This window comes from Paraburkholderia sediminicola, assembly GCF_046026895.1.
GTDB lineage: Bacteria > Pseudomonadota > Gammaproteobacteria > Burkholderiales > Burkholderiaceae > Paraburkholderia > Paraburkholderia sediminicola_C.
This window is the reverse complement of sequence record NZ_JAQQEU010000062.1, coordinates 1-12,430: the sequence shown is the minus strand read 5'-3', so window position 1 is coordinate 12,430 and position 12,430 is coordinate 1. Positions and strand designations below refer to the sequence as shown.

Here is a 12,430-nt window from a genome sequence, read left to right as displayed (position 1 = left end):
GTCTCCTGTTGTTGGAAGCTGTCGTTGGATTGAACTTTAGGTCCGCTACAGGATGACGACAACCGGCGATCGGCCGATTACAGCATTCGTGCTTTGCAAATAATCATCGCGCTAGCTGACCCAGCCGCGCTCGATCAGCGGCCGGTCCCACACGGGCTCGGGGCCCAGGTAATCGGCGAGAAACTCGACCAGCGCTTTCACTTTCAACGCCTGCCGCTGAGTGGCCGGATAAACGGCCGCGAAGCTCAGCGGTGAAAGTACATAGTCGGTCAGGATCGGCACGAGCGAGCCGTCCAGCAGCGCCGCACTCGCCACCAGCGTGGGCAGGCACACTACGCCGCCGCCCGTCAGCGCGTAATCGCGCAGCAGATGCACCGAGTTCGAACGGATCATCCCGGGCAGTTCCATCTCCACGACTTCGTCGCCTCGCGTCATCACCCAGCGGTTGCGTGACGGGTAGCCTGAATAGAGCGCCGTGGTGTGCTGCAGCAGATCGCGCGGATGCTGCGGCGCGCCATGCCCGTCGATATACGCGGGCGTCGCGCAGAAGAGCCGCCGCACCGCGAAAAGCCGCCGCTCGATCAGCGACTCCGCGATTGGCGGAAAGATCTGGAACGCGACATCGAAGCCCTCTTCGATCGGATCGACCACGCGGTCGTTGACGATCACGTCGAGCTGGATGCCCGGATAGCGCCGGTTGAATTCCGCGAGCGGCGCGCCGAAGTGACCGAGCGCGAAGCCCGGCAGCATCTGGATGCGCAGGCGGCCGGTGGGTGTGGCGCGCAACTCGCGCATCTGGTCGGTCAGTTCGTTGACGCGCCCCACGACGTCGGAGCATTCGCGATAGAACGCCTCGCCCACTTCAGACAGACGCACGTGCCGCGTGCTGCGATGAAAGAGCGGCGCATTGACGAACTTCTCCAACTGCTGGATGCGAGTCGTGACGACCGAACTCGTCACGCCCAACTGCCTCGCGGCCTCGGCGAAGCTGCTCGTCTCCGCCACCCTCACGAAGGCTTCGATACTCAGAAAACGGTCCATGCTGCTCCCTGCTCCGCCAGTTCGGGATGCCAGTTTATACGGGCTGGTGTCGGGCGTGCCGGTGGATTATGCCGATGGATCGCACCGTTGATTGCGACGACGATCGGCAAGCGGGAGCGCTTGTGTTGCTGGAGGGCCGGGTGGCCGCAGTCGATGCTCGCCGGCGAAGACAACATCTCGATGCGCAAAGCCGGCGCGCACGGCCGCCGGCTTCGCTTGCTTGCTGCGTTCGACCCGGCGCGCGCGTGAGCGCCTAGGTCGGCTCGTCATTCGGGCTGCTCGCTCGCCGGCAGTTCGATCGCCGGGTGGATTCGCCGGCGCAGTCTGGCCGGCGCGGTTTCTTCGAGCAACAGGCACACGCCGATGCCGAGCACGACCGCGCAGATCGGCAGCCAGAGAATGTTCTCAATCCCGAAGTGCGTCGCGACGAAACCGGCCAACGCCGGCGCCACGCCGCCGCCAAAGATCTCGCCCGCTCCCACGACGACGCCGATCGAAGTCGAGATCATGCCGGCCGGCGCGGCCTCCGTCGCAACGGGCCCCGACAGCAGCGAAACGAGCCCGAGCGTGAAGAACGAAGCGACGAACAGCACCGCGAACAGTTCGACCGGCTGCGCTCCGATGCCGCGAAACAGGTACAGCATGACAGCGGTGCCCGCGAAGCCGGCGATGCCCGCCACGCGCCGGCCGACCAGGTCGGACAGGCCCGGCAGGCCGAACTGGCCGATGAAACCGCCAAAGCCGATCGCCGACACCACGACGCCCATGCGCGGCGTGTCGAGAGCCAGATATTCGGTGAGATATAACGGCAGCATGGCGCCCAGCACGAACACGCCGGTCATCGCGCAGAACAGCGCCACCATCGCGACGCGGATGTTGCGGCTCTTCAGCACGTCACGCCAGTTGCCGCGTTCCGGGCGCGTCTCGGCGCGCTTCGGCGCGGCTTGCGGCTCGCGAATCACGCGGAACATCAGCAGTCCCAGGATCAACCCGGGAATCGACACCAATGCGAACACCCAGCGCCATGTCATCACGTTGAGCAGCTGCGTCGCGATGATTGGCGAGAGCGCGAGGCCGAATAGCGCGAAGCCGCTCTGCTGAAGTCCGAGATTGAAGCCGCGACGTTTGGGATGCGACGCGTCCGCGGCGGCCGCGAAGCTCGTCGGGCAGAAAGAGCCTTCGGCGACGCCCATCAGCGCGCGCACGGCGAGCAGGCTCGCGAGGCCGCCGGCGAGCCCGGAAAAACCGGACAGCAGAGAAAAGACGAGGATCGCCGGGATCAGTACTTTGCGGCGGCCGATCTTGTCGGAGATGCCGCCCATCAGCGCCGCGAAAATACCCCACGAAAGCCCGAGGATGCCAATGCAGTTGCCGACGTCTTGCGCGTTCAGATGCAGGTCTTTCATGATGGACGGAAAGAGCGGCGCAATCAGCCACCGGTCGAGCCCAACCAGCCCGAAGCCGAGGGCCAGCAGTACCACGGCCTTCCATTCGTAGGCCACGTCCCAGTCATTCGTTTTCATCTGTGTCTCCATAGGCCGCCCGGCGCACGCGGAGGACTTCGTCGAGCGGGCCTCGGGTGCAGATGGACGACATGTGTTGGCGCTGGCTGCGCCGTTGGTTGTTGAGTCAAAAACTTGCGATGATCCGCGGCTTTGGATGCGCGGGTTTGTCGATGTCCGTGGTGAAGCCGTTTGCTGCGCTCGATCGTGGTTGGATTACAAACGTGTTGTGACGCGTCGGGGCGGCATTGTGATATCGGGTGTCGACGGGGCAAAGATATTCGCAAGTGCGGGCGGGCGGTACGGGGCAAGTGGCGAATGGGGTATTCGGGAATTCCAAATAATCACCCTATTCCGATCGACACGACCACGACCGTCACGACCGTATTGCTCTCGCCGAATAGAGTGAAAAACGCGCCGGGCATCGACTTCATCAAAATGCTCGGCCTTCGCTGACGAGCGATCAACGCTCTCTGTGACGCGAATAACCTGCCCAAACGCAGCACTGTTTTTATTTCTAAATGACCTGAAACGAACCGGTTGTTTATTTCAACCGTCGGCACAGGTAACAAGACACCAAATTGATGCGCGACTTTCGAATTATGGAAAAATTCCATAACAACCCCGCGCAGCGCGACACCGCTTCTCGCGGTCTCTTGATTGGCAGTCGAGATATACGGCTAAAAAAGCCAGTCGACGCGCGCCTTTGTTTAATTCGAAAGACTCCATGCAATACGCCAACTCCAGCAATCTTGCAATGGTTCCCGGGGGTCGTGTCTGTCACGAACGCGCTATCGATTCGCCCCGAAGGAACGTAAGCAGGATCGGTCGGGATGGTGTCCTACCTTGTCGGTGGCGCGACGTCATGATGCTGTTGCGCGCGCCGTCGGCGGCCGGGATGCAGAATGCAGCATCGGCGGCCGAAGGCGGCGGCCCTGTATTCAACACGCAGTCAGTTCGAAGACGTGATAGCCCCAAGGCGGCAGATCCAGATAAAAACCGCGCGAAACGAGGTCATCGCCGTCGCGCTCAAAAGCCGCCGGCCCCATCGTGTCCCTGAGCCGCACCTTGCTGCCGATCACATCGGCAAACGGGATTCGGACATAGCACTGACTCTGATTGCCCGCGTAGTTGACCACCACGAGCCACCGTTCACCGTCGTCGCGTTGCCAGGTCCACGTGATGAAACAATCCGAGGTCCAGTTGCCCTCCCACGCCGGCGCGGTTTCGACCAGGCTCCACGTGCCTTCCCGAAAGACCGGCTGCCGCAGCACCGCCATCAGGTTTTCGTAGAACCCTTGCAAGCTTGCGTCGACGGGCTCCTCGGGCGCCCGCACCAGGTGCGGCGAAATCCGTTTTCTGCAGCCTTCGAACTGGCCCTGGTGAAAGAAGCGCAAGCCCGGCGACAGAAACGTGATGATGGCGCCCGCTTCGTGTTTGCCGGGTTCGAAGCTCGCCGCGGCCCGCGGCTCGTCGTGGTTCTCCAGGAAGCGGGCCAGCTTCTGCTGATAGTCGAGCCCGGCATGCAAGTGCTCGCGCACCGGCCGTGCGCTCGCATCGCGCAAGCGATCGTACATCTGCTTGTCGTACGCATAATCGAAACCCTGCTGCTGCATCGTCCATTCGAGGTCCCAATACACTTCCGCCATGAACAGGAAGTGCGGATGCTCGCGTCGCACAGCTTCGGTCGCCTTCGGCCAGAAGGGCTCGGCGCGGATGCCCCAGGTCCGTTCGAACACCTCGGGCAAGACCAGCATGGCCATGTCGCAGCGCAGGCCGTCGCATTGCCCGGCGATTCTCTTCAGTTCGCCGATCATCGCCTGCTGCAACGCCGGATTGCCGTAGTCGAGCTGCAGCGTGTCGGGCCAGCCGTCGAAATACGGATCCCGGCCGTGCGCGAGTATCAGCGGCCCGTTACTCGTCTGCACCCTGCAGTAGTTGCGCGGTGAGCGAGCCAGGTCCGCCTCGCTGCCGTGCACGAAGTAGTCCGGATGCGCGTCGATCCAGTCGTGATCCGGCGCCATGTGATTCGGCACGAAGTCGAGCATCAGCTTCAGTCCGCGTTGCTGCAGGCGCTGCCGCAAGCGGGCGAGCGCCTCGGCGCCGCCCAGCTCGCGATGAACCGTGTAGCTGCGGATGGCGAACCCGGAGCCGGCGATGTCGTCGTCCGTGAGGTCCGGCAGCGTCTCGGCGAATTCGCGGCGCCATCCGGCATGCGCGCGCGAGATGGCCTGGGCCGCCGGGCCGGTCTGCCAGACGCTCAGCAACCAGACCCAGTCGAAGCCCAGCGCGGCGAGGCGATCCAGTTCGGCATCCGGAATATCGTCGAGTGTCGCGCGCCGGCCAAGCGCACGCGACAAGCCGGTCAGCCAGACGCGGGTGTTGATCTGGTACAGCACCGGGTAGCGTACGTCGGCCATTCTGCTTTCCTCATTGCTCACCGGTGTCTTCTCCGCCCACCTGTTCCCGGACGACCCGCGCCATCACGCGCCCACGATCCGTTTCCAGCACGGTCCGGGCGTCGACGCGCCCGAACAGGTCGAGCAGCGGAGCGACCAGACCCGTCCAGCCGGTCTGGTGACTGGCTCCAAGGCCCGCGCCGTTGTCACCGTGGAAGTACTCGTAAAACAGGATCAGGTCGCGCCAGTGCGGATCGTTCTGGAATTTTTCCGTTCCTCCGTAGACCGGTCGTTTGCCGTCCGCATTGCGCAGGAATGTGCCGGTCAGGCGACGGACGATTTCCTGCGCGACTTCGAAGAGCGTCATGTGCTGCCCGGAGCCGGTCGGGCATTCGACCTTGAAATCGTCGCCGAAAAAAGTGTACAGGTTCACCAGCGCGCGGACGATCAGCAAATTGACCGGCATCCACACCGGCCCGCGCCAGTTGGAATTGCCGCCGAACATGCCCGTATTCGATTCGGCCGGCAGGTATTGCACCTTGTACTCCTGTCCGCCGACCTGAATCACATACGGATGGTCCAGGTGATACAGGGAAAGCGAACGGATGCCGTGCGGCCCCAGGAACTCCTTCTCGTCGAGCATGTAGCCGAGCACCCGTTCGAGCTTGCGTTTGTTCAGGATCGACAGAAGCCTGCGTTCGTTGTAGCCGGTGAAGCCGGCGTCGGTCGGGGCAACCTGCGCGATCAGTTCGGGGTAGCGTTTGCGAAACTGCGCGATCAGTTCCACCAGCTTCGGATATCGCGCGAGCGAGTGTGCTTCGAACACCGTCGACGCGCACAGCGGCAGCAGCCCCACCAGCGACCTTATCTTCAGGCGCGTCGTCGTGCCGTCGGGGAGCCGCAGCAGATCATAGAAAAAGCCATCATGCTCGTCCCACATCTCGTCCTCGTGTTCGCCGCGTCGGTCCATCGCATAGGCGATCCACATGAAATGCTGAACGAACTTGAAGGCGACCTCCTCGTAAAGCGGGTCGTAGTCAGTCAGATTGATCGCCATCTCCAGCATGGTCTGGCAGTAGAACGCCATCCATGCCGTGCCGTCCGCCTGCTCCAGCGATCCGCCGGTAGGGAGTTCCGCGCTGCGGTCGAACACGCCGATGTTGTCGAGACCGAGAAAGCCGCCGGCGAACACGTTGCGGCCCGACGGGTCCTTGCGATTCACCCACCAGTTGAAATTGAGCATCAACCCCTGAAACGAGCGCTCCAGGAAACGCGGGTCGGCTCGTCCCAGTTCCTTCTCGTACTTGTACAGCCAGAGCGTGGCGGCGGCATGCACCGGCGGATTCACATCGCTGAAATTCCACTCGTAGGCTGGAATCTGACCGCTCGGGTGCACGTACAGGCTGCGCAGCATCAGCAGCAGCTGCTCCTTCGCAAAATCGAAATCGACCTGCGCCAGCGCGATCGTGTGGAAGGCCAGGTCCCAGGCCGCGTACCACGGATACTCCCACTTGTCCGGCATGGAGATCACGTCGGCGTTCAGCATGTGGAACCACTCCATGTTGCGCACATCGCGCCGCGCGGAGTCGAGCAACGGATGACTGTGATGCTCGCGCAGCCAGAGTTCGAGATCGAAGTAGTAGTACTGCTTGCCCCACATCATGCCCGCCAGCGCCTGGCGATGCACCCGGCGCTGGTCTTCAGTCAACGACCTGGGCGTGATGCGCTCGTAGAACTCGTTCGCATCGGCAATGCGGCTATCGAAGACCTGCTCGAAGGCCCCGAAGGCGTCATCGAGTCTGGATGGCGCGAGGCGCAAGCGGATGATCGCGCTGCCGCCGGCGGGTACGTCGCACGTGTAATGGGCCGCGGCCTTGGTCCCGGTTCTCTCGGGATTTACGGCGTCGCTCTGTTCCGAGATGACGTAGGCGTGAAACGCATCCTTGACGTAGGGTGACGCGTTGGGCTGACCCCACAGGCGCTGCGCATTGCTTTCGTTTTCGGTGAAGAGCGTCTGCGGCGCGCCTTCGCAGTGGAGCCAGTATTCGCCCAGATCATGATGTGCGGCCCGGATGACGCCAGCACCCGCGTCGTGCAGGGACGGCTTGCGGTCGTCCTCGCCCCACGACCATGTGTTGCGGAACCAGAGCGTCGGCAGCACACGCAGCCGTGCCGCCTCCGGTCCGCGGTTGTGCACGGTAATCCGCACGAGGATGTCTTCCGGAGCCGCCTTCGCGTATTCCACGAACACGTCGAAATAGCGGTCATCGTCGAAGATGCCGGTGTCGAGCAGTTCGTATTCCATCTCCTCGCGCGATCTTTTGCGGTTGGTCTCGACCAGATCCAGGTATGGATATTCCCGCTGCGGATATTTATAGAGGTACTTCATGTACGAGTGCGTGGGCGTACTGTCGATATAGAAGTAATACTCCTTCACGTCCTCGCCATGATTGCCCTCGCTGTTGGTGAGGCCGAAGAGGCGCTCCTTCAATATCGCATCATGCTCGTTCCACAGCGCGAGTGCGAAGCACAACCGCTGCTGGTCGTCGCACAGACCGCCGAGCCCGTCCTCGCCCCACTTGTAGGCGCGTGAACGCGAGTGGTCATGGGTGAAGTAGTTCCACGCATCGCCGTTATCACTGTAGTCTTCACGCACCGTGCCCCACTGCCGCTCGCTAAGGTAAGGCCCCCACTTCTTCCACGGTACGTGCGACTCGCGCGAGTCATTCAAGCGTGTTTGTTCCGCTACATCGACGAATACCGGGCACATGCTATTCCTCCGTGACAGCTGAATGAACCCAACTCGACGCGACGAGCGAAATGCCGCGCGTGTCGCGCCGGAGATCAGCACGGCCGATCCATCTCCCAGTGTAGTTTGTGCCGGCGGCGATGTAAGGGCGGTAACGCTTTCATCATGCGCCGTCACGCTCATCCGTTGCCTGAACGACGGGATTGGCGCCGAACGAATGGCTGTTGTCCGAAAGGGACTCGCATGCCCTCGGCACCCGTCAACCTTCAATCACTCGGCCACACACTGCCCGGCATCAACTCTCGCCAACATCGCCTCAAAATCCTCAACAGGCACCGGGCGGCAGAAATAGTAGCCCTGATAGGCATGACATCCCGCCGCAGCGAGAAAGTCCCGCTGCTCGCCAGTCTCGACGCCTTCGGCAATCACCCCCAAACCAAGACTGCGCGCAAGCGCCACAATGGCCTTCGCGATCACCGCGTCATTGGGATCCACGAGCACATCCCGCACGAATGACCGGTCGATCTTCAACTGATCCAAAGGCAAAAGCTTCAAATAGGAGAGCGACGAATAACCAATACCAAAGTCATCCAGCGAAAAGACGACGCCCTTCGCTTTGAGCGCGCCCATTTTCTGGATGATGTCCTGCACGTTGTCCACCAATACGCTTTCCGTCAACTCCAGCTTCAACCTGTCCGGTCTCGCGCCGGTTCGACGAATGATCGCGAGTACCTTGCCCACGAAATCAGGTTCGCGAAACTGCTGAACACTGACATTCACCGCAATCGAGAGATCCGCCATTTCCGGCTGCGTTGCCCAGCGCGCCAATTGCGCACAGGCTGCCTCCAGAACCCAGCTTCCCAACGCAAGGATGAGTCCCGTCTCTTCAGCCAGCGGAATAAAGTCGGCGGGAGGCACGATACCGCGCGTGGGATGCCGCCAGCGCACCAGTGCTTCGGCGCCCGTTATGCGGCTGCCGTCAATCTGCGCCTGGTAGTGAAGCAGGAATTGACTATCCTCGATGGCATTGCGCAATCCCGCCTCCAGCGCAGCGCGCTCCACCACCACGGTCTGCATGTCGGGATCGAAGAAACGCACGGCATTGCGTCCTCTTTCCTTGGACTTGTACATCGCAAGATCGGCCTGCTTCAGCAACTCGTCCATCGACGCCTGGTGCCCCATGAACACGGTCGCGCCGATACTCGCCGTACTGCGGTATTCGATCTCGCCAAGCTGATAAGGATGGCCCAGAACGGTGATGATTTTTTCGGCCATCGCTTCGGTCTGGCTAGCCGCTTCCTGGCGGTTTTTATGCAGATTGCCCAGCACCACCACGAACTCGTCACCCCCTACCCTCGCCACCGTGTCGTTTTCGAGCACGCTTGCCGCCAGACGCTGCGCGACTTGCTGCAACAGCAGATCGCCTTTGTCGTGACCCAGCGTATCGTTCAACGTCTTGAAGTGGTCCAGGTCGATGAACAGCAAAGCGCCGCAGGCTTCATTCCGGGCGCTGGCCGTGATCGCCTGCTTCAGCCGATCCAGTAGCAGGGTGCGATTCGGCAATCGGGTCAGCGCATCGAAGAAGGCCAATTCCTTGATCCGCTCTTCGGCAATCTTGCGTTCGGTAATGTCGTGATGCGTGATCACATAGTGGCTGACGACCTTATCCTCGCCCATTACCGCGGAGATCGTCAGCCATTTCGGGTACACCTCGCCATTCTTGCGACGATCCCATACCTCCCCTTGCCATCCGCCGGCACGATGAATCGCTTTCCACATCGCCTTGAAGAACGCCGCGTCGTGACGATCCGAGCGTAGCGCTCGCGGTGTCCGGCCGACGATCTCGCCGGCCGTATAGCCCGTGCATTCGGTGAACGCCGAGTTCACGCGCAGGATCGTGCCGCTGGTGTCGGTGATCATCATCGGCTCCATCGAGTCGAATGCGACGGCGGCAATTCGAAGCTCAGCCTCGATCTGTTTGCGCTCGGTAATGTCGCGGCCGCTCGTGCGAAAGCCGATGAAAGCGCCTTTGGCATCGGTGATCGGAACCCAGGAGGCCGAAAGCCACGTCAGCGAACCGTCCTTGCGGCGGCAGCGAAATTCGAGGTCGTCGCCGCGAAAGCCCTGGAGCGCCCTCTCGAACTCGGGTGCCACGCGCGCAATATCCTCCGGACAGATCACCGTGCCGGCAAAATCCGCCAGCGCCATGCACTCGTCGACCGTATAGCCGATGTACTTCTCCACCGCAGAGTTGATCCAGCGCGGCTTGCCGTCGGGTCCCCACCAGATTTCCCAGTTGACGGTGCAGTCGGCAATCGCGCGGAATTTCTCCTCGTTCTCGCGCAACTCTTTGGTCATCGCCGAGGCAAGCCGCATGGCGCGCCCGCGGCCGGTCATCATCAGCCAGGTGAGCAGTGCCAGCAGCAGGCTGAGGCCCGTGCCGATGCTGGCGATCAGGAACCCTGCGTTACGGCCGAAACGCGCGTTGAAGTCGTCCTGGGCAGTCATCGTGAGCGTCCAGTCATGTCCGCCGACGACCAGATATTCGTTGGCCGACATGTTCGCAGCCAGATGATGGCCGGGCACCTCGGGTGTCTTGTGCAACAGCGCGGCGGGCGACGGTTCGACGCCATCGTAGATGGCGATCGTCAGACCGGGTGGTTGCTCGCCGTACAGACTGGCGATGACGTCGTGCATCCGGAAAGACGCGAAGACCCAGCCCACCAGATGCGCGCGGCGCTGGGCGACGCTTTCTTGCGGCTGACCTCGCGCATAGATCGGCAGGTACATGACGAAACCGGGCCGCGCGCCGGTTTCGGCATCCACTGCCAGACGGACCTTGCCGGATAGGGTCGCCATGCCGGAGTCGCGCGCCTGCTCCATCGCGCGCCGCCGCACCGGGTCGGCCCACGCATCGAAACCCGGCGGCGCCCGATTGATGCCGATATACGGCTCACGCTGGATGATGGGCGCGTAGTTTTCGCGCGAGCCTTCCGGGTTGATCGTGTAACCGGGCGCACCTTGCCGGCGCATATCGGCGATATGCACGACCTTTTGCGCGCCCGGCACCCACGCGACGATGCCGATGGCCTGGATGCCGGAGAAGTTGGAGTCGAGATTGAGCGTCTCGACATAGGCGCGAAACTGCTCGCGGTCGAATTCCCCGCGGGCGGCGAACAGGCTTTGCACGCCGCGCAGCATCAGTTCATACGTGCCCATACGCTGCTCGATCCGGCTGACGGCATCGCCCAGCGAGAAGTCGAACTGGCTCAGGAGTTCATGACGGGCAGCTTGCCGCTCATGGTCCCAAAGCGTCCACGTCACGCTGAGTGACGCGGACAGGACGAGGAGCGGCAGCAGGACGAGGCGCGTCCAGTTCACGGCGGCGTCTGGAAATTGACCATCGATTGGGCAAGGTCAGGTTTGAAATACTTCTCGAAGATTCGCAGAACCGTGCCGTCCGCGCGCATTGCATTCACGAGAGCGCGCCACTTTTCCCGTTCGGCGGGCGGCAGCGCCTTCTTCGACATGATCAGGCCATGCGGTATGGCGGGGTCGTCGAACTCCACGATGCTGGTCACGTCGCGGATTTTCTTTTCGTCGATTGCAGGGTAGTCGAAAGGCTCGATGATCATGCCCTGCACGCGCCGCAGAATCAGCGCCTGATACAGGGGCTCCAGACCGCCGGCCTGGCTCACACGATTTTCAGCCGACAGCGTATCGACCAGCCGGTTGGCCGACTCGCTGTAGCGGAAGCTGCGGATCACGCCGAGCTGAAACTGATCGTTGTGCTCGAAATCGCCCAGACGGCGGATTCCGGCGTCTTTGCGCACCAGCAGATAGTATTTGTTGCTGAAGTACCAGGCGAAATCCGCGTACTGATTGCGCTCGTCGTTGGCGATGCCCGACAGGCTGAAATCAAGTGCGCCGGACTCGATCAGCTTCCAGATCCGGGCCCGCGACATCAGGCTGACTCTGATCTGGCAACCGCTGCGGCGAGTCAGTTCGTCGGCAAAGTCCTTGTCGATTCCGCTGTCCGTGTCGACGGAATAGAGCAGACCGTGATCGTGTAAAGCTAGCGTAAAGGAACGCGAACAGTCGGGGCCAGCCGCCATCGCATTGCCGATGCAGCATAGCGCCAGCAACAACCCGCCAAGACCATGTCGAATCACGGTGTCTCCGTCGTACGAAGATGACTTGAATACCCCACTCAACTTTCCAGCCAGGGACGCTGACGACGCGCCCTGCTATCTGGCCACCTTGAATGCGGCTGAAGAGGCCTTTTTGCGGACCGGCTAGCATACACCGGCCCGGCTGAACCTTCGGAACATTCAAACCGAAGGCGGTCTTCACGCAATAACGGCACTGGGCAGCAGTTCTTGAGGGAGCCCTGGGGTTTCTCTGTAGATCGTCCGGCGGCAGCACCCGTGATTTGAACCAGCACGGCTCAGTAGATTTTGGTTTCGGGTGCAACCACCCCCGTCATGACCCGCCAGCCGAAAGCACGGAAGGCGTACACTCGAATTCGCCCACGAACCACGGCGCCCTTTCAGTGAACAGGCTCGTGGCAATCCGACGACGGCCGCCATTCCCCGTAGCTATTGAGTACCCCATGCCCAAACGAATTTTGCTGGTTGACGACAATCGCGACAGCGTAGAAGCGCTCGCGGCACTCCTTGAGTTCGAAGGTCACGAAGTCCGATATGTCTTCGATGCTCGCGAAGCGTTGCTCACGGTTT

General features: G+C 61.9%; 6 protein-coding genes. All 6 read right to left on the bottom strand.

Going from position 1 to position 12,430, the window contains the following annotated elements:
- Positions 1–111: 111 nt before the first annotated feature.
- Positions 112–1,041, bottom strand: coding sequence for a LysR family transcriptional regulator (locus PQR02_RS30265; RefSeq protein WP_408240292.1), 930 nt, complete (start codon positions 1,039–1,041; stop codon positions 112–114).
- 266 nt (positions 1,042–1,307) lie between these two features.
- Complete coding sequence (locus PQR02_RS30260; RefSeq protein ID WP_408240289.1) at positions 1,308–2,564, bottom strand: MFS transporter; 1,257 nt, start codon at positions 2,562–2,564, stop codon at positions 1,308–1,310.
- Positions 2,565–3,484: 920 nt separating this feature from the next.
- A complete protein-coding gene (locus PQR02_RS30255; protein WP_408240286.1) occupies positions 3,485–4,963 on the bottom strand; it encodes an alpha-amylase family glycosyl hydrolase in 1,479 nt (492 codons plus the stop codon).
- Positions 4,964–4,973: 10 nt separating this feature from the next.
- Positions 4,974–7,712, bottom strand: a complete 2,739-nt coding sequence (locus tag PQR02_RS30250) for an MGH1-like glycoside hydrolase domain-containing protein (RefSeq protein ID WP_408240282.1) — start codon at positions 7,710–7,712, stop codon at positions 4,974–4,976.
- Positions 7,713–7,961: 249 nt separating this feature from the next.
- Positions 7,962–11,072 carry a bifunctional diguanylate cyclase/phosphodiesterase gene (locus tag PQR02_RS30245; protein ID WP_408240279.1) on the bottom strand — a complete coding sequence of 1,037 codons (3,111 nt, stop codon included), beginning with the start codon at positions 11,070–11,072 and terminating at the stop codon, positions 7,962–7,964.
- Positions 11,069–11,863 carry a substrate-binding periplasmic protein gene (locus PQR02_RS30240; protein WP_408240276.1) on the bottom strand — a complete coding sequence of 265 codons (795 nt, stop codon included), beginning with the start codon at positions 11,861–11,863 and terminating at the stop codon, positions 11,069–11,071. Before PQR02_RS30240 ends, PQR02_RS30245 begins: the two co-directional genes overlap by 4 nt.
- Positions 11,864–12,430: the final 567 nt, after the last annotated feature.